At 69.3% G+C, this 18,559-nt stretch carries 15 protein-coding genes; 8 read left to right on the top strand and 7 right to left on the bottom strand.

Features of this window, described 5'->3' with window-relative positions:
• The first annotated feature begins 141 nt into the window (after positions 1–141).
• The 3 genes from ACZ6TI_RS13585 to ACZ6TI_RS13575 are packed head-to-tail and all read left to right on the top strand — an operon-like array spanning position 142 to position 4,192.
• Positions 142–732 carry a PadR family transcriptional regulator gene (locus tag ACZ6TI_RS13585; protein WP_465345333.1) on the top strand — a complete coding sequence of 197 codons (591 nt, stop codon included), beginning with the start codon at positions 142–144 and terminating at the stop codon, positions 730–732.
• A complete protein-coding gene (locus tag ACZ6TI_RS13580; RefSeq protein ID WP_465345332.1) occupies positions 729–1,454 on the top strand; it encodes an ABC transporter ATP-binding protein in 726 nt (241 codons plus the stop codon). The genes ACZ6TI_RS13585 and ACZ6TI_RS13580 overlap by 4 nt, the downstream gene beginning before the upstream one ends.
• Positions 1,451–4,192, top strand: a complete 2,742-nt coding sequence (locus ACZ6TI_RS13575; RefSeq protein WP_465345331.1) for an FtsX-like permease family protein — start codon at positions 1,451–1,453, stop codon at positions 4,190–4,192. The genes ACZ6TI_RS13580 and ACZ6TI_RS13575 overlap by 4 nt, the downstream gene beginning before the upstream one ends.
• A 431-nt stretch (positions 4,193–4,623) precedes the next feature.
• Here ACZ6TI_RS13575 and ACZ6TI_RS13570 read toward each other — a convergent pair whose 3' ends face one another.
• The 7 genes from ACZ6TI_RS13570 to ACZ6TI_RS13540 form a co-directional block, all read right to left on the bottom strand.
• Positions 4,624–5,634 carry a hypothetical protein gene (locus ACZ6TI_RS13570; protein WP_465345330.1) on the bottom strand — a complete coding sequence of 337 codons (1,011 nt, stop codon included), beginning with the start codon at positions 5,632–5,634 and terminating at the stop codon, positions 4,624–4,626.
• 93 nt (positions 5,635–5,727) lie between these two features.
• A complete protein-coding gene (locus tag ACZ6TI_RS13565) occupies positions 5,728–6,627 on the bottom strand; it encodes a protease inhibitor I9 family protein (RefSeq protein ID WP_465345329.1) in 900 nt (299 codons plus the stop codon).
• Between the two features lie 194 nt (positions 6,628–6,821).
• Positions 6,822–8,090, bottom strand: a complete 1,269-nt coding sequence (locus tag ACZ6TI_RS13560; protein WP_465345328.1) for a serine hydrolase domain-containing protein — start codon at positions 8,088–8,090, stop codon at positions 6,822–6,824.
• A gap of 369 nt (positions 8,091–8,459) precedes the next feature.
• Positions 8,460–10,262, bottom strand: coding sequence for a DUF1996 domain-containing protein (locus ACZ6TI_RS13555; protein WP_465345327.1), 1,803 nt, complete (start codon positions 10,260–10,262; stop codon positions 8,460–8,462).
• A gap of 196 nt (positions 10,263–10,458) precedes the next feature.
• Positions 10,459–11,358 carry a lactonase family protein gene (locus ACZ6TI_RS13550; protein ID WP_465345326.1) on the bottom strand — a complete coding sequence of 300 codons (900 nt, stop codon included), beginning with the start codon at positions 11,356–11,358 and terminating at the stop codon, positions 10,459–10,461.
• Positions 11,358–11,690 carry a hypothetical protein gene (locus tag ACZ6TI_RS13545; protein ID WP_465345325.1) on the bottom strand — a complete coding sequence of 111 codons (333 nt, stop codon included), beginning with the start codon at positions 11,688–11,690 and terminating at the stop codon, positions 11,358–11,360. Before ACZ6TI_RS13545 ends, ACZ6TI_RS13550 begins: the two co-directional genes overlap by 1 nt.
• A 206-nt stretch (positions 11,691–11,896) precedes the next feature.
• Positions 11,897–12,901 carry a LacI family DNA-binding transcriptional regulator gene (locus ACZ6TI_RS13540; protein WP_465345324.1) on the bottom strand — a complete coding sequence of 335 codons (1,005 nt, stop codon included), beginning with the start codon at positions 12,899–12,901 and terminating at the stop codon, positions 11,897–11,899.
• A 163-nt stretch (positions 12,902–13,064) separates the two neighbouring features.
• On the opposite strand from ACZ6TI_RS13540, the gene ACZ6TI_RS13535 reads away from it, so the two are divergent.
• The 5 genes from ACZ6TI_RS13535 to ACZ6TI_RS13515 are packed head-to-tail and all read left to right on the top strand — an operon-like array spanning position 13,065 to position 18,525.
• Positions 13,065–14,090, top strand: a complete 1,026-nt coding sequence (locus tag ACZ6TI_RS13535) for a zinc-dependent alcohol dehydrogenase family protein (RefSeq protein ID WP_465345323.1) — start codon at positions 13,065–13,067, stop codon at positions 14,088–14,090.
• Positions 14,091–14,135: 45 nt separating this feature from the next.
• Complete coding sequence (locus ACZ6TI_RS13530) at positions 14,136–15,617, top strand: xylulokinase (protein WP_465345322.1); 1,482 nt, start codon at positions 14,136–14,138, stop codon at positions 15,615–15,617.
• Between the two features lie 6 nt (positions 15,618–15,623).
• Positions 15,624–16,403: an ATP-binding cassette domain-containing protein gene (locus ACZ6TI_RS13525; protein ID WP_465345321.1), complete on the top strand. Its 780-nt coding sequence runs from the start codon at positions 15,624–15,626 to the stop codon at positions 16,401–16,403.
• Complete coding sequence (locus ACZ6TI_RS13520) at positions 16,400–17,491, top strand: ABC transporter permease (protein WP_465345320.1); 1,092 nt, start codon at positions 16,400–16,402, stop codon at positions 17,489–17,491. The genes ACZ6TI_RS13525 and ACZ6TI_RS13520 overlap by 4 nt, the downstream gene beginning before the upstream one ends.
• On the top strand, positions 17,488–18,525 hold the full coding sequence (locus ACZ6TI_RS13515) for an ABC transporter substrate-binding protein (RefSeq protein ID WP_465345319.1): 1,038 nt from the start codon (positions 17,488–17,490) through the stop codon (positions 18,523–18,525). Before ACZ6TI_RS13520 ends, ACZ6TI_RS13515 begins: the two co-directional genes overlap by 4 nt.
• Positions 18,526–18,559 lie beyond the last annotated feature (34 nt).

Raw genomic sequence — 18,559 nt, 5'->3', positions numbered from 1 at the left:
CGGATCTCGATGGCGGCGGCCGAACCCCGGCCGCAGGCACTACTCGCTTGGCTCACCTGCGCCACGGCGACATCTATACGCGCCTCGCCGAGGCAACGTCGAGGTTGCGTTTGGCATACTGAGTATGCATACTCGGTAGCTATGTCGATCAGGCACGGTCTCCTCGCCCTTCTCGAACGCGGTCCGATGTACGGCTACCAGCTGAGGGTGACGTTCGAGGAATCCACGGGCGGCACCTGGCCGCTGAATATCGGGCAGGTCTACACGACGCTTTCCCGGCTGGAGCGCGACAAGCTGGTGTGCCCGCTTGCGGAGAGCAGCACCGGGCAGCGGCCCTACGAGATCACTGACGCCGGGCGCGCGGAACTGGCGCTGTGGTTCGCCACCCCGATCAGCCACGATGACCGGCCGCGTGACGAACTGGCGATCAAGTTGGCGTTGGCGCTGACGACGCCGGGTGTCGACGTGGCTGCAGTGGTCCAGACCCAGCGCACCGCCACCATGCGGACGATGCAGGAGTACACGCGCCTGAAGAACCGCACCGACCATCCCGCCGACCTGTCCTGGCGCCTTGTGGTGGACGCGATGGTGTTCCACGCGGAGGCCGAGGTGCGCTGGCTCGACCACTGCGAGGCCAGCTTGCTGCGCTACGACCCACCGCCGGTGTCCGAAAAGACGCCGGTGTCCGAGCAGGAGGCTGGAGACGAAGCCGAACGGGAGGCAGCGAGATGACGGTCCTGGAGCTGCGAACGGTGCACCGGGTGCACGGCGCCGGGCAAACGGCCGTGCACGCCCTGCGCGGAGTGACGCTCACCGTCAGGGCGGGCGAGCTGGTCGCGGTGATGGGTGCGTCCGGATCAGGCAAGTCGACGCTGCTCAACCTGGCCGGCGGCCTGGACCGCCCGACGGAGGGCGACGTGGTCGTCGACGGCACGGTACTGGGCGGATGCAGCAGACGCGGGCTGGCCACGCTGCGCCGTCGCCGGATCGGTTACGTGTTCCAGGACCTGAACCTGCTCTCCAGCCTCACCGCGGCCGAGAACGTGGCGCTGCCGCTGGAGCTCGACGGCATGCGGGTGCGCCGGGCCCGGCGGTTGGCGCTGGAGGCGCTGTGCGAGGTGGAACTGGACGGCTACGGTCCACGCTTCCCGGACGAGATGTCCGGCGGCCAGCAGCAGCGGGTGGCGATCGCCCGGGCGCTGGTCGGGCAGCGGCGCCTGATGCTGGCCGACGAGCCGACCGGCGCGCTGGACTCGCAGACCGGTGAGGCGGTGCTGCGCCTGCTGCGCTCCAAGGTCGACGGCGGGGCGGCCGGCGTACTGGTCACGCACGAGGCGAGGCACGCCGCCTGGGCCGATCGGGTGGTGTTCCTGCGCGACGGACTCATCGTCGATACGTCCGGCCCGCTGGACCAGCCCGAGGAGCTGCTGACCACGCCCGGCGGTGAAGGATGAGTGGCTGCCGCGCCGCGCTGCGGGTGGCGCGGCGTGAGGCACGGCGGGCCAGGGGACGCTCGGCGCTGGTCATCGCGATGATCGCGCTGCCGGTGGCGGTCATGGCGTTCGCGTCCGTCACGTACGACACCTTCACGCTGCGCCCCGACGAGGAGGCCGACCGGCTCATGGGCGCCGGACAGGCCGCTATGCGGTGGCCGCAGGAAGACCCGCTGTATCAGGATCCGGCCGAGCTGTTCTACATTTCCGCACCGCAGACAGCGCCCACCGGGCCCACCGGGCCCACCGGGCCGGAGGAGCAGGAGGCCGCATCGACGCTGCCACGGCTTCTGGCGCTGCTGCCACCGGGCAGCCGGGCGATCAGCGACCACACGGGCCAGCTGACCGTGCACACCGCGACCGGCATCGGTGTCGTCGCGACCCGGACCCTGGACTACACCGACCCCCTGGCGCGCGGCGTCCTGCGTCCGGTTGCCGGGCGCCCGCCAGCCGCCGCCGACGAGGTGGCCCTGACCCCGGCGGCCACCGCCCGGCTGGGTGCGCGGCTCGACGGCACCGTGCGCCTCGCCGACGGCAGTCGCACCCTGCGCGTGGTTGGCCTGGTGGAGGACCCGACCGACCTGCGGGCAACGGCGATCGTCGTGCGCCCCGGTGGCCTGCCGCAGGAGATGCTGCCCGTCGACGCGCGTGAGGTGACCTGGTTGGTCGCCACGCCCGGTCCGCTCACCTGGAACCAGGTCAAGCAGCTCAACACCCGCGGGGTGGTCACGGTCTCTCGGCACGTGCTCGCGCATCCGCCGAGCGTGGACGAGCAGTACCCGGAGCTCCCGCGGGAGGGTGATTCGGAAGCCGGCATCCTCACGCTGATCGCCGGGCTGGCGATCCTGGAGATCGTGTTGCTTGCCGGACCGGCGTTCGCGGTCAGTGCCCGGCGCCGCCGCCGCGACCTCGCGTTGGTCGCCGCCGCCGGCGGCACGCCGGCACAGGTCCGCCGGATCGTGCTCGCCGACGGTGTCGTGCTCGGCGCGATCGCCGCCGGGGCCGGCGTCGTGCTGGGTGTCGCCGTGGCCGTCGGCGGCCGCCTCTGGCTGGAGGAGCACCTCACCCACGTGAGGTCGGGCGCGTTGCGGGTCTTCCCGCTGGCGTTGGCGGTGCTCGCGGGTGTGGCCGTGGTGACCGGGGTGTTGGCCGCGCTGGTGCCCGCCTGGATCTCCTCCCGCCAGGACGTCGTGGCCGCTCTGGCCGGGCGGCGCGGGATCACCCGGTCGCGGCGGCGATGGGTGCTGCTCGGCATGGCGCTCGGCGCGGCGGGCGTGGCCACCGCCGCCGTCGGCGCCTGGAGGGTCGCCGCGCCGCTCGTCTTCGCCGGACTGGTCGCCGCCGAGCTCGGGCTGGTGCTGTGCACGCCGGCCATCGTGGGCCTGGTAACCCGGTTCGGCCGCTTCCTTCCGCTGGCCCCGCGCATCGCGCTACGCGACACGTCCCGTAACCGAACCGCGGCGGCCCCGGCGATCTCCGCCGTGATGGCCGCAGTCATGGCCAGCCTCTTCGTCGGAGCGGTGCTCGCCGCGAGCAACGCCCGCGACCGGGCGGACTACCGGCCGCTGGGACGGGCCGGAGACGTGTTCGTGACCGCCACCAACACCGGGCAGACGACGCGGCCGAGCGGCTCGTCCGCGATGCCGCCCGAGGTGTCGTCGGCACTGCGCAGCACCCTGCCGGTTTTGCAGATCCACCAGATCGGCGAAGCGACGTGCGCCACCCAGGAGTGCGTCGTGTTCGCGCGCACGCCACCCGAGCACCGCTGCCCCTATGCGAACCTCGACCAAGGGCACGATCCGACCGCCGCCGAGCAGCGTGCCGCCCGCCGCGACGCCCGATGTGACGGCGTCGACATTCCGTACGACTACCTCGGCGGAGCGTTCAGTTCCAACGTCGGCATGACGTTCGTCATCGATCCCGAGGCGGTGGGCGCCCTCGTCGACAGTCCTGCCGAGGGGGCCGCGCAGGCGTCCGCCGCCATGCGCGCCGGAGCCGTCGTCGTCGACGACCCGCGCCAACTGGACAACGGTCGGGTGACGTTAGAGGTGCACACTGGTCCCTCCCGCGAGGAGATCCGCACCATCACGGCACCGGGCTTCGCGTTCCCGGACCGGCCACGCGCGCCGCTGGCTCTGCTCAGCCCGGACACCGCACGGTCGCTGGGCCTCTCCAGCACAACCCTGGTGACGCTGGGCACCACCAGCCGCGTGCCGACGCTCGCCGAGCAGGACCGGCTGCGGGCCGTGCTCGGCAACGAGTACGACGTGCTGGTCGAGCGCCGCCCACCGTCGGACAACGCGTCGCTGCTGCTGCTGGCCATCGTGGCTGGTGTGATCACCCTCGGCGCCGCCGCGATCGCCACCGGACTCGCCGCTGCCGACGGCCGCGCGGATCTCGCCACACTAGCCGCCGTGGGCGCGTCCCCGTGGGTGCGCCGGGCGCTCTCGCTCAGCCAGGCCGGGGTCATCGCCGGACTCGGCTCGGTGCTCGGCGGGATCGCGGGCCTCGGCGCCTCAACGGCGGTACTCGCGGCCGACAACCGGAACTTCGACAACACCTGGCCCGTTCCTACGCTGTACCCGATCGCAGTGCCCTGGCTGAACGTCACGATCGCGCTGCTCGTGGTACCTGTTGTGGCGATGCTCGGCGCCGGCCTGCTCACCCGCTCCCGGCTGCCGATCGAGCGGCGACTTTAGCGAGTGGGGCGACTCTACAATCCAGGGCCGCCGACCTGAACGCCATGATCGACACTTGGGACAAGTCACTTCCCGGACCCGCCGAACCCAGCCTGGAACAACCCTTGTGATCACCGCTTGCATATAGACGGGTGCCGTGATCGAGTGCACGCTCATCGCCAGATCCGCGTGTCAATCAGTTCCATACCGAACGCCAACAGGCAGCGAAGCTCTAGTTGGTGCCAGCCGAGGTTCGCGCGGGCCGGTCGTGGCACGTCTGACGTGTCCTGGGCATGTCAGGTCGTCCTTGGCGGCTTCGCCATCTGGGCGCAGGCCAAGGAGGACCAGGAAAGCCTGGTCCGGGGCCCATGCCATCCTCGTGGACGGCGGATCGAATGCCGCGGCCGTCGGCGGGGACTCGCGACCGACTGCTGCGGAGGGGCACTGCACGGTCAGGTGCCCGGCCGGCGAAGGTGGTAACTCAATACTGCGAGGACCAGCAGGTTGAAGGGCAGCTCGGCGACCGCGGCGAACTGGCTGTCGGTGAAGTTGAAGATCTGGCTCACCAGCAGCTCGACCAGTACCGCGACCCGGAACCAGCCGTACGCCGCGCGCTTGTCGGCCCGCCACCGCAGGAGCCCGGCCACCACGCACGCCAGGGCGACGCTGCGGGCCACAGCCCCGCCGGCTATCGCACCGGGCTCGGCGCCGGAGCTCAGGTCGTGGCCCGTCGTCAGGAAAAGCGCCTCGCTCACGAACACCACCGCGACCACCACCCGCGACACGATGAACAGGCCCAGGACCGCCGGCGTGAACCAACGCCCGTCCAGCAGCCGCCGCGCGACCGCCTCGGCCCGGTCGAGCAGGTCTTGCACCCGTTGCGAGTGCCCGCGGTGCGGCGCGGCGGAGAGCAGCCTGCGCACGGCCTCGACCGCCTCGCCCTCCTGTCCGGCCAGCAACTCGTCCGCCGCGTGACGCTGCCGGCTGGTCAGTCCCGAGGTCACCCCGGCGGAGGCCAGTTGCGCGGCGGTCGCCAGCCGGTTCCGGTCCTCGACCGCCCGCCGCGTGCGCAGTTGGGAGGCGGACACCAGCAGCGCGGCGAAGACGAGATAGATGATGGCCGCGGCGGGTCGGTAGAAGTAGTCGTTGCGCTGGGTGATGAACTTGCCCACCTCGTCCACGAACAGACCCAGGCCCACCCCACCCAGTACGGCCGTGCCGGTCCGCGCGCCGCCACCGGCGAAGAGCAGGGCGCACAGCAGGCCGGCGAGCATGAGCAGGCCGCCCCACAGAACGTGCGCGATGTGTAGGGTGCCGCCGCCCACCTGCGGATAGCCAGCCAGGACCAGGAAGGCCCGGACGATCAGGACAGTGGCGACGCCGGACAGCGCCATTAGCTGAAGGTAAGCCGCACCGTCGGTGACCGTGGTCAGCGGCCGGCCACCGCGGGAAGCAATGAGCATCAGTCCAGCATAGTTACGAAGATCGACCGCCGGCCGCCTGCTCCCGACGTCAGGCGGAGGCTGGTTTCGTGGTCAACCGGACGTCCGTAGTCGTCAGCACACCTGGGCATAGGAGTTGTCCTCGACGTCCACGACGTCAGGGTCTTGGCGTAGGGCTTGCACTTGAGCATCCGTCATGTCGGCGGCGAAAGCGTTGATGCTGCTGTACACGCTGCTTGGAGACACCCCGGCTCGTGCGGCGACTGTCACTGGATCACCGCTGAGGCGAATGTTGACGAAATACTGACCATCGACGCGGTGCTCCTGCGGGACGCGAAAGTGTGGCGCTAGTCGATGGGGGTCGCGCTCGATCCGTTCGATGTCGGGATCCTGGGAAATGGCGATGCCACCTGCGGTCGCAGGGTTTTCGGCCTGCCCGCCGGTCAGTGTGGCTGCGAACCCCCACGAGGCGATGCGATACAAGCTCTCGGGCTCAACACGGTGACGGCTCAGGACCTGATACGGGTCGGCCGCTCCGGGCTTGATGAACACGAGGTAGTCGCGGGAGGTTCCACGTTCGATGCCCCGCGCCTTCGATGAGTCTGGTTCGGGCTCGGGGCTGTTGAGCATGTCGGCGAGGTCGTAGCCGAATTCGCGGGCCTTGGCGACCAGATGCGCAGGGGGACGACCCTGCCGCCGCACCACTTCGGCGAGCGTCATCCTGCGCTCATGAACGTGACGCAGGAGAGTGCCCGGATCAGCATCCCAGGGCTGGTAGGCGTTCGGATATTCGTCAATCAGCGCGTCGTAGTCGACCGGCGGCTCCTGAATCGTCACCCGGACCGAACGCAACGATCGCGTCGGAAGATTCGCGAACCCACCGACGGCATCACTGACGAACACAAAATCCGGTGTCATCGTCACAAGATGTGCCGGATGAATCTGGACTTCGCCGTCCTGCTCGATCGCAACCGAGTACGGCACGTACACCGTGGAGTCAGCCCAATCCGTCATGAGACCATTTTCTTTGCCAGATGGCGCCAGGCCAACGCGCGCGTCCACATTCTCGTCCCCGAGCGATCTTCAGCAACGCCTGAAATGGATCTCAAGACGGAGCATGGCCACCAACTACCAGGCTGGGCGTGAACCCACTCACGAAAACGCCAGGAGATCCCTTCTCCTCGTGCCGGCCCGGCCGTGCCGGCGCGTCAGCCGCCGCCGCCTGGTGGCGGGTTGACTGGCGCGCCGGTGATGGCAGCCTCTTGCCGCAGGAGGAGGTCCTGTATCTGCACGTTGTCGTCGTTGCTGAGGGCGACACCTACCCAGCCGGTGTCTGGGTAGATGCTCCAGTTGGCGCCGATGCCGGGGCCCGCGCCGCCGCGCCCGATCACCCACTGGCCGTTGCTGATGCTGAGCGGCATCGTGTACCCGTGGAACGACGTGGGCTCCGGACCGGGGAGCTTGGCGCCGGCGAACAAATCGGCGTAGGGCCGGTCCAGTAAGGTCCCGTCGCGAAGCGCTTCGGCGAACCGGACCAGGTCCGGCGCGGCGGCGAAGCCGTCGCCTGAGGCGTGACCGATGAAGCTCCGGCCCGGATTCCTGCCTTTCAGGGGCGGGAACACACTGCCCTTGTCCAGGTTGCGGACGGCGTCCACCAGGCTGCCGTCGGCTTGCAGCATGTACGGGTGCGCGATGTGCTCGTCGGTGAGCCACTGGTCCCTGGTGTAGAACGCCGAGCGGCTCATGCCGCAGCGCCGGAAGACATGCTCGTGCACGTAGTCCCAGAACGTCATGCCGGACACGGCCTCCACGATCTGCGCGGCCATGGCCAGGCCGACGCCGGCGCCGGGAAGGTGACCATTGGACCCCGCGCCGGGTACCCCCACCAGCGTCGCCTGCCGGGCCCACTGCTCGCTGTACTCGTGCACCTCCGCCCGGCTGTGGAAGACGCGTTGCCAGTCCGGCATCGGGGCGTCCAGCCCGGAGGTGCTGGTGAGCAGGTGGTGGATGGTCACCTGCTCGGCGATATCCGGGGCGATGCCGGTCAGGTGTTTGCCCACCGGGTCCGACAGCGTCACCCTGCCCTGCTGCAGCAACTGCAGGACGGCCACCGACAGGAAGGGCTGGCTGGCCGAGGAGAGGTTGAACGCGATGCCCTCGTGGTTGCGGATCCCCTTCTCCTTGTCGGCCATGCCGTAGCTGCGTGACAGCACCGTCCGGCCCCGGTGCGACAGCAGCACTACGCCGGAGAACTTGCCCTCGGCGGCGAGCTTCGCCACGTACCGGTCGAAGGCTCCACCGGGCCGGGTGTCCGGCGGAATCCGGTCGCGCCCGGCCGAGCCGGTGGGGACCGAGTGGGCGCTGGCGGTCCTGACGCCGACCAGCGGCGCGCCGGCCGCCGCCACGCCGGCGGCAGCCAGCCCGCCCCATGTGACCAGCCGCCGCCGGTCGATGCCACGTACCGAATCGGAGTCCATGATCACAGGCCTTTCCCGGTGGACAAAACCTGGTGTTGACAGTGATGCGCTGTGGTCCATGCCTCCACTGAAGACGAATGACTGTTGCGGCGGTGTAAGCGAATTTCGATATGCGCGCAATACATCGAATCCCCGCGCATGATCCACTCCTGCGATCCTTACCAGTGGCATGGCTCATCGGCGCGCGGGCGGCGATCACGACCGGATGGCGGAGTGGTCGCGAGCCCGACTATGGTCGGCCGCTGGTCGACGGCAGCTGACCGTTACGCCTCTACGGTGGCCGCCGAGTGGCCGCCCTCCATGCCAACTGCGCCGCCGAGGTCGGTGAACCTTGGCGGCGCAGTTGGGGTGTCGGTGCGTGGACTTCGGTCAGCGGCAGGTCTTGCCCTTGTTGATGCAGGTGGCGATCTTCTGCATGGTTTGGGCGGAGTTCACGTTGATGAAGTCGTTGTGGTCGGAGAAGGGGTTGTGGTCTTCCTCGGGGAAGGAGTCCAGCGCGAACTGTCCCTTGGTCTGCACGTCGCGGGGGATGTCGTAGGAGATGGTGATTCGCAGCTGGGGGATGGCGACGAAGCCCTGCTTGCAAGCGCCGGTGTTGGGGTCGGCGAAGGCGAGGTGATCGCGGTGGTTGGTGCTGTCGATGTTCTTGCCGTCCCAGCAGCCGGGGAAGTCCTGCACGCGCTGGACCTGCTGACCGGCGGGGCAGATCGGGTATTTGTCGGAGAGCCGGTCGGTGAAGCCGGAGCAGGTCCAGGTGGCGCGGGCGTTGGCGGGGCCGCGGCTGGTCGGCTTGGCGTCACCGGTGAGCGCTCGCAGGAACTTCGGCATGGGCACCACCTTGCTGGTGGGGTTGCCGCGGTACTCGATCAGCACGGCCGCAGGCCGGACGATGCCGCCGGTGTTGTTCGGCAGTTCCAGGTTGGGGCCCTGCGGGTCCGGCAGCGCGGGGGGCGTGGCCGGAGCCGGCTGGCCGTTCTGCCCGTTCTGGCCCTGACCGTTCTGGCCTTGGTTGTTCTGGCCCTGGCCGGCGTTTGGCTGGCCGCTCAGCGTGCAGCCAGCGAGCCGCTCGAGCCCTTGCGGACGGGCAGCGGCGCGGCCGATGGCGATGCCGATGCGGTCGAGCACCGCGGTGCGCTTGGCCTTCAGCGGGCCGAGGATGGCGTTGTCGACGAAGTTCTTCCCGCCCTGCCCGCGCGTAGTGACCAGTCGCTCGTTGGCCTCGGACAGCTGCCGGTCCAGCTCGGCGAGGCTGCGGTTGACCTCGTCGAGGGCTCGGGCGGGCACGCCGGGCAGCTTGTCACGCACGGTCGGGCACTGGATCTGCGCGGAGGCGGCCAGGCCGGCCTTCACACTGGCGGTCGAGTGACGCATCGCGGCGTGCATGCCGTCGTAGTCAGTGTCGCACTCCACCAGCGACACCATGCCGGAGGTGCGGCCGCCGCCGGCCGCGGCGATGCTGTCGCTGATGCCCTTGACCAGCTCGCCGCGCTGGGTCCGCAGGTCGGCCAGGACGGAGGCGTTGAGGCGGGCGTCGATGCGGCCCTTGCTGGTGGCCATCCGCTTGTTGGCGGCGGCGACTGCTCGATCGAGTGCGGCCAGGCGGGCGTCGACCGCGGCCCTGGCCCGAGCCGGCACGGCGGGCAGCCGGTCACGCACATTGGGGCAGGTCACCATCGGGGTCGTCGCGGCGAGGGCGCGTGCGGTGTCGTTCCCGGAGCGGACGGTCTTGTCGATGCGTACGACCGGCCAGAAGTACGAGGACTTGTCGCCGTTCTTGCAGGTGGTGCCGGAGGCGTCCAGGTCGGCGTTGGAGGAGTTCGTGGTGATGGCGAGGTTGCCGATGAAATCGTGCAGGTGTTCGGCGCCGTTCTTGATTCCGGGCTGCGCGACCGGGTTGTCCGGGCTGAACTTGCCGTTGCCGTTGGTGCCACAGTCCACGACGAATGAGCCCTTGGAGGCCTTCGCGCCGGGCGCCGGGTTCTGCACGTTGGGCCGCACGTTCTGGATGGGGACGAACTGGTTCAGTTCGGTGGCCGCGTCCGCGCTGCCCTTGCCACCGCTGGTGATGAATGTCGCGGTCAGTGCCCCAGACGCGGCGACGACCGCCGCCGCCATGATGATCCTCGTGGTGCGTTTCTGCATGAGCCCTACTCGGCGTGGTGTGGTTCGCACGCTCTCCTCCTCGTAGCCTCTTGGTGCCGGGGCGGCTCCGGTAGAGAGTCGCCACTCGCAGGTACGGGCGGCACGATGCGGCGGACGGGTTCGAGGTCACCGCGTAAGCAGCCGGTAAGAACTCGGGCAACCGACCTTTCACCGCCGAACTCCCTACCGGACCGGGGCCGCCGTCTCCTCCGCCACGACCGCGGCCTCAGGGACTCCCACCTGCCATGAGTCCCGCAGGGCGAGCACTTCGGCTGTCGGCGCAGCGAATCCGCCGAGGCGGCCACCGATCGGTGGCCGCCTCGAGTGTGCCGTCGGCCGTGGCGGCCAGGTCGATCGGGCCGGCGCCCGGGGCCTTGGCCGGTTCGGCGTCCGGGTTCTCCTTCGCGGCCTCGGCCGCGGCGGCCACCTCCGCGACCGCTTCCGGGCCGCCGGCGTCGGCGATCACGCCGTCCTCACCGCCGATGCTGATCTTTCCCCTGCCGTCGATGGTGTAGAGGCTGATGGTGGAGCTGCCCGGGTTGGTGCCGTAGAAGAACTTTCCGGCCCGGGTGATCCAGCACAGCACCTGCTGGCCCGACTCCACCGACGGAGTGATGACCTTGAGGGTGCCGTCCTTGCGCAGCGTGTACGAGGTGACGCCGGATTTGGCGGCCTCGGTGACGAGCAGGTGGCCGGCCTGGTCGAAGACGAACGAGAACGGCACGTCCCCGGTCGACGTGGTGGTGACCGGCTTGGCGGAGAGCATGCCGTCGTGGGCCGCCGCGAAGACCTCGATCGTGTTTTTGCTCTTCGTGGTGACCAGCATGTGCCGACCGTCGGGGCTGAAGCCGACCTGGGGCGGGGAGTCGGTGAACAGCGGCACGGCGTCGTTGGTGATGCCCAGGTTCCGGGTCGAGCCCCGCAGCGGGCGCAGCCCGTCGTGGGTCAGCCGGAACCCGGTCACGTTCGTGGTGCCGCCGGCGTTGAGGACATAAACGGTCCGGCCGGACACCGCGATGCTGACCGGGAAGTCACCGCCGGACTTCACCGTGCGCGGGTGGGTGAGTTTGCCGTCTCGCACCCGGAAGGTGGTGACCGAGTTGCTGCCGGCGTTCACCGCGATCATCACGTTGGTCCGGCGGTCGAAGACGAGCGATTCTGCGACGCGAGGGGGTCGAACGGGTTGTCCTTCTGAGCGCCGCCGCGGCCCCCGGTCGGGTACTCACCGGCGGCCGTCAGCTTGCCGTCGGCCGCGCGCCGGAAGGCCAGGACCGAGTTGCGCTCCGGGTCATTCGACTGGACGAAGACCATCCCGCCGCGTCCCGCCGCCGCGCCGCCCCTGGCTGCCTTGGAGTTCTTGCCGGCGGGATTCTCATGCGCCGAGGCGATCCCCGTGGACACACCACCGGCCGTCAACAACAGGCCCACCGCCAACGCGATACCGGTTCTCCTACGCATGTCTGCCCCTACCTCCGACGAACGAACAGTGCATTCCGTCATCCGGTACGGCACCGCCGCGGTGTCAGTTGAACGTCGGAGCCCGTCGTAAGGACTGCGTAATGCCTTCCGCAGCAGAGTCTCCCTGCCATGGCGGGCGGTCGGCTGCTGATTCGGCTACTCAGGTCGCTCGCGATCTCCGCAGCCAATTTGAGCGGTAGCGCGACTTACCCGACAGCTGCGGGTTGGCGGCAACCGCAGCCGCGGAGGATCAGGGGGACCGGGAGCACGATCTTGCGCTTCATCCGGCGGTGGGGATGGTCGATGCGGTCGAAGAGGCGGGTCGCGGCGACCCGGCCGACCGACACCGGATCCTGGTCGATCACGGATGGCGGCGGTTGGATCGCTTCGGCCAGGGGGAAGTCGCCGAAGCTGATCAGTGGGATCGTGCTGTGCCCGACGCGTTGCAGGGCCGGGATGACACCGATGGTGCACCAGGCGTTGGAGGAGAAGATCGCGGTCGGCGGTTCGTCCAGTGTCAACAGGTCGACGGCGGCCTTCCCGCACGCGGCTTCGGTGGTGTGCCCGACCGCGACTATTCGTGGATCCTCCGGGATGCCTGCTTCAGCGAGCGCGGCCCGGTAGCCCTCGAGGCGGCGTGCCGTCGTGGCGGTGGTGATCTTGTCGCCGATGAAGGCGACACGGCGATGGCCGTGTCCGATCAGGTGCCTGGTGGCTTCCTGGGCGCCGGCCTGGTCGTCTTCGACGACGCTGTCTGCGGTGATCCGCGCGGGCATCCGGTCGATGAACACGATGGTGGTGCGGTCCTGCCACGACCGAAGATAGGACTGGTCGGCGGAGACCGGGGTGGTGATGAGTCCGGTCAGTTGCCGCCCGAGCAGGGCTTCCACACGACCCTGTTCGTCGGCGCCGTTCTGCCCGAGGCTGGAGATGAAGACGGCGGCGCCGCGGGACCGTGCGATCTGTTCGACCTCGCGGGTCAGGGTCGCGAAGAACGGGTCGGAGATGTCCGGGATGGCCACGCCGATCACCGGATCGCGTCCTGATCGAAAGGTCCGGGCCAGGAGGTTCGGAACGTACTTCAGCTCCGCGATGGCCTGCTGCACGCGGCGGCGAACATCGTCGGACACGTACTTGTCGTCGTTCATCACTCGCGACACCGTCTTGGCGCTGACGCCGGCGTGCTTCGCGACCTCGCGCATCGTGCTCATGGGGTCAACCTCCCGACCAGTGACGATACGCATGACACCGGTGTCTGTCACCGATGACATACGTTCAAGATTTGTGGCATGACACCGGTGACAGACACCGGTGTCATGTCCTAGTCTCCGTTACAGCCGAGTTACGAATCGGTACCGTACAGCTGGAGGCTTCATGAAGGCAGTCGTCTACGAAGCAGCACGCAGCTACGCCATCAAGGACATCCCCACGCCGGAGGCGGGCCCTGGAGAGGTGCGGATCAAGGTCGATCAGGTCGGCGTGTGCGGTACTGACCTACACATCCACGAGGGCGACTTCAACGCCGTCTTTCCCTTGATTCCCGGCCACGAACTCGTCGGCGTGGTCGACCAGGTGGGGGAGGGCGTCCGTCGGGTCCGAGTCGGCGAGCAGGTCACGGTCAACCCAAATGTGAACTGTGGTTACTGCGACTACTGCCTCGCCGGTCGGCTGATCCTGTGCGAGAACCTGCAGGGGTACGGCAGCAACTTCCCGGGCTTCTTCGCCGAGCAGGTGACCGTGCCGGAGCGGCTGGTGTTCTCGGTCGACGGGCTTCCCAAGGACACCGCGGTGTTCGCCGAGCCGGCGGCCTGCGCCATGCACGGCCTGGAGACACTGGACGTGCGCCCGGGCGCCAGCGTGCTGGTCTTCGGCGCCGGCCCGACCGGCCTGCTGCTGGCCCAGCTGATCGCCAGCGGGGGAGCGTCGTCGGTGACCGTCGCCGCGCCCAGCCGGTTCAAGCTCGACACCGCGGCCGCTCTGGGGCTCGACCGCACCGTGCAGATCAGCCGGGACGACCCCGAAGGCAACATCGCCACGCTGAAGGCCGCCTCGCCAGGCGGCGACGGCTACGACATCGTCGTGGAGGCCACCGGCTCGACCAAGGTCGGCGACATCTGCGTGCCGCTGACCCGCAACGGCGGCACCGTCCTCGTCTACGGCGTGACCCGCGCCGACGAGCGCGTCACGTTCCACCCCTTCGACGTGTTCCGCCGCGAGATCACCATCAAGGGCTCCTTCGCGGAGATCACGTCGTTCGCGGCCGCGATCGCCGCGCTGCGCGGTGGCCGGGCGAAGACCGACGGCATCATCACCCATCGCTTCTCGCTCGACGACTACCCCAAGGCTCTGGACGCCGTCCAGAACAACCCCGAGGTCCACAAGGTCGTCATCGTTCCCTGACCCGGCCCGCCCATACCTCTCACCCGGAATGAGGTGATCACCACCATGTCGCTCTCTTCGCAGCCGTCGACTCTCGGCATCGATCTGGGCACCAGCTCGGTCAAGGCCGTGGTGGCCCGCCTCGACGGATCCGTTGCCGGGCAGGCCACCGCCGAATACCCGGTCCACAGCCCGCACCCTGGCTGGAGCGAGACCTCGCCGCAGGACTGGCTCACCGCGACGGCGACCGCGGTCCGGGCGGCGGTCGCACAGCAGCGCGCCGAGCCGTGCGCGATCGGCTTGTCCGGGCAGATGCACGGCGTGGTGGCCACCGCCGGCGACGGGCGCGCGCTGCGCCCGGCCCTTCTCTGGTCCGACGCCCGAGCCGTGTCGGAGCTGTCGATCTATCGGGGTCTGCCTACCGGCACGCTGGCCGGGCTGGCGAACCCGCTCAGCCCGGGAATGGCCGGACCCATGCTGGCCTGGCTGGCCACGCACGAGCCGGCGACCTGGGCCGCCACGCGGTGGGCGTTGCAGCCGAAGGACTGGCTGCGGGCTCAGCTGACCGGGCGCTTCGCCACCGAGCCCAGCGACGCCTCGGCGACCCTGCTCTACGCCATCACCGAGGACCGCTGGGACGACGACGTCGTCAAGGCGCTGGGTCTCGACGCCGGCCGGCTCCCGGCCATCCTGCCGTCCGCGGGCGCGCGCGCCGGAACGCTCACCGGCGCAGCGGCGAACCTGTTGGGCCTGCCCGCCGGCATCCCCGTCGCGGCCGGTGCCGCGGACACCGCGGCCGCCGCCCTCGGCGCCGGGCTCACCGACCCCGGCGCCGTGCAACTGACCATCGGCAGCGGCGCCCAGATCATCAAGCCGATGGCCGCGCTGCCCGCCCGGCTGCCCACCCACCCGGTCACGCATCTCTACCGAGCGGCCACCGACACCGGCTGGTACGCCATGGCCGCCGTCCTCAACGGCGGGCTCACCCTCGGATGGGTCTGCCGCACCCTCGGCGCCACGTGGCCCGACCTGTACGCGGCCGCCGGCGCCACGCCGCACCTCGACGACCCGTACTTCCTGCCGCACCTGAACGGCGAACGCACCCCGTACCTGGACCCGGGCCTGCGGGCCGCCTGGACCGGTCTCAGCCCACGCCACGGTCGCCCGGAACTGCTACGCGCCGCTCTCGAAGGTGTCGCCTTCGCTCTGCGCGACGCTCTCGGACATCTCCTCGAGGCGGGTGAGCGACCGGCTCACCTGCGACTCGCCGGCGGCGGCACCACTGATCCCGGCTGGCGGCAGATGCTCGCCGACATCCTCGGTCATGCGGTCGCACCGGTCGAGGTCGCCGCGGCCTCCGGGCTCGGCGCCGCGCTGCTCGGCGCTCAGGCGGCCGACCTGACCACCACCCTCAGGACCGTGGCTCCGGCGGCCGAGACCTGCCCACGCGACGGCAACGCCGCCCTCTACCTCGAGCGTTACCAAACATTCCGACGCAATGTCCACGCCCTGCGAGAACAATCCCTCCCTCCCAAACCGAAAAGGTGACAGCACATGGCACCCCTATTGGAAGCACGAGGTCTGTCTCGAAGCTTCGGGCATGTCCGAGCCCTCGACAACGCCTCCTTCGACGTCAATGCCGGTGAGGTGGTCGCCCTGATCGGCGACAACGGCGCCGGTAAGTCCACCATGGTCAAGGCGCTGACCGGCAACCTCGCGGTCGATGCCGGCGAGCTGTTCTTCGAGGACCGGCTCGTCTCGATCACCAGTCCGCATCAGGCTTCCGAGATGGGCATGGAGGTCGTGTACCAGGACCTCGCGCTGGCCCCGCACCTCAATCCCGTGCAGAACATGTTTCTGGGTCGGGAGATCCCCCGCAAAGGACTGCTCGGCTTCTTCGGGTTCATGGATGAGAAGCGGATGCGGGCCAAGGCCGAGGCCGGATTCAAGGACCTGGGCGGGACCGTACGGTCGTTCACCGCGCAGGTCGGCGCGATGTCCGGCGGTCAGCGCCAGCAGATCGCCATCGTCCGTGCCATCAGCTGGGCCGACAAGATCGTCTTCCTCGACGAGCCCACTGCCGCGCTTGGCGTGGTCCAGACGAAGAACGTGCTGGACACGATCAAGCGGGTCCGGGACAAGGGGATCGCCGTCGTCCTGATCTCGCACTCCATGCCGCATGTCATCGAGGTCGCCGACCGGGTCCAGGTCATGCGCCTCGGCACCCGGGTCGCGACCTATCGGGCCGCGGACACCAGCGTGGAACAACTCGTCGGCGCCATGACCGGCGCTCTGGACACGACCAACGGCAACCGAACGGATGGTGCGGCATGAGCGTCATCACCCCGCCCGGCCAGACACCGGAACAGCAGGCCGTCGCCGACGCTCCGGCGAAGGACTCCTACCTCAAGCGCGTGGCGAACCTGCAGTCCGTGTGGATTCTCGGCGTCCTGCTGGTCATCGTCGTCGCGTTCTCCATCGCGGCCGGCGACAAGTTCCTGTCCACCAGCAACTTCTCCTTGATCTCACAGAACATCGCGGTCTGGGCGGTGCTCGGGGTCGGGATGACCTTCGTGATCATCACTTCCGGCATCGACCTGTCCATCGGCTCCGTGCTCGTCTTCTCCTCGGTCGTCGCTGCCAAGGTCATGCAGGCGGCGGGCGGCGAAGGTGTTGGCGTCGCCGCGCTCGGCATCCTGGCCGCGATCGGCGCCGGGATTCTCTGGGGCTCCCTGAACGGGTTTCTGATCGCGAAGGCGAAGATCCCGCCGCTGATCGTGACCCTGGGAGCGTTGTCGGTCGCCCTCGGTCTGGCTCAGGTGGTGACCGGCGGCATCGACATCCGCGCCGTGCCCGAGGTGCTGACCGACTTCAACACGTACATCAAGGTCGCCGGCATTCCGGCGTTGCCGTTCGTCGCACTCGTCGTCGTCATCATCGGCGGGATCGTGCTGCACAAGACCAAGTTCGGCCGGTACACCTACGCGGTCGGCTCCAACGAACTGGGCGCCCGCCGGGTCGGCATCAACGTCAACCGACACCTGATCTACGTCTACACCTTGTCCGGCGCGATGGCCGGCCTCGGCGCGGTCCTCGCCCTGGCTCAGTTCGGCACCACCACGATCGCCGGTCAGTCGCTGACCAACCTGAACGTCATCGCCGCGGTCGTCATCGGCGGCACCTCGATCTTCGGTGGTGAAGGCTCGATCTTCGGCACCGTGGTCGGCCTCTTCATCCCCGCCGTCCTGCAGGCCGGCTTCGTCATCGTCGGCGTCGAGTCGTTCTGGCAGGGCGTCGCCGTCGGCTCCGTGCTCGTCGCCGCCGTCTACGTCGACCAGTCCCGCCGCGCCGCCGCTCTGCGCGGCGCCAAACCCACCAACCCCCTTCTCGCCATGGTCAAAACTCGAAAGGCAAATTCATGAAGCGTTCTTTGATACTCACGGCCGCCGGTCTCGCGCTGGTGATGCCCCTGTCCGCCTGCTCCAGCTCCAAGCCCGAGGACACCGGCACGGGCACCGGCTCCGGCGCGTCCGCCGCCCCGGTCGCGTCCGGTCCGGTCACCGCCCCGGGCAAGGCGTCGAAGAACTACAACCTGCAGTTCATCCAGGGTGTCGCGGGCGACGAGTTCTACATCTCCATGCAGTGCGGCATCGAGGCCGAGGCCGCCAAGCTCGGCGTGACCGTGAAGACGCAGGGCCCGCAGCAGTTCGACCCCACCCTGCAACGGCCGATCCTGGACTCGGTCAAGGCCGCCAAGCCGGACGCGATCCTGATCGCCCCCACCGACGTCACCGCCATGCAGCAGCCCCTCGAGGCCGCCGCCGCGGCCGGGACGAAGGTCATCCTGGTGGACACCACCACCGAGGACCCCTCCTACGCCGCGTCGCAGATCGCCTCCGACAACATCGGCGGCGGGAAGGCGGCCTTCGACGCCATCAAGCAACTCAACCCCGACGGCGGCAAGGTCATGGTGATGTCGGTCAACCCCGGCATCTCCACCACCGACCAGCGCGCCCAGGGCTTCGAGGACGCCGTCAAAGCTGACTCCAAGTTCACCTACCTGCCCATCCAGTACTCCAAGAACGACCCCGCCACCGCCGCCAACCTGATCAGCTCCGCCCTGCAGAAGGACCCCGACATCGTCGGCGTCTTCGCGGCCAACCTGTTCGCCGCCGAAGGCACCGCCACCGGCGTCCGGCAGGCCGGCAAGACCAGCACCGTGAAGATCGTCGGCTTCGACGCCGGCCCCAACCAGATCAAGGCCCTGCGCGAGGGCACCGTCCAGGCTCTGGTCGCCCAGCAGCCCGGCATCATCGGACAGTACGGCGTCGACATGGCCGTGGCGGCCCTCGACGGCGGGCAGGTCACCCCGAAGGTCCAGACCGGCTTCACCGTCATCACCAAGGACAACATTGACGGCGAGGGCACCCAGGCGGCCTACAAGTCGAGCTGCTGATTCCTCCTGCCAACCCCGCTGTGGGCGCGGGCCG

It is taken from the genome of Actinoplanes sp. NPDC051388 (assembly GCF_055586225.1).
This window is presented reverse-complemented; position numbering and strand designations above follow the sequence as displayed.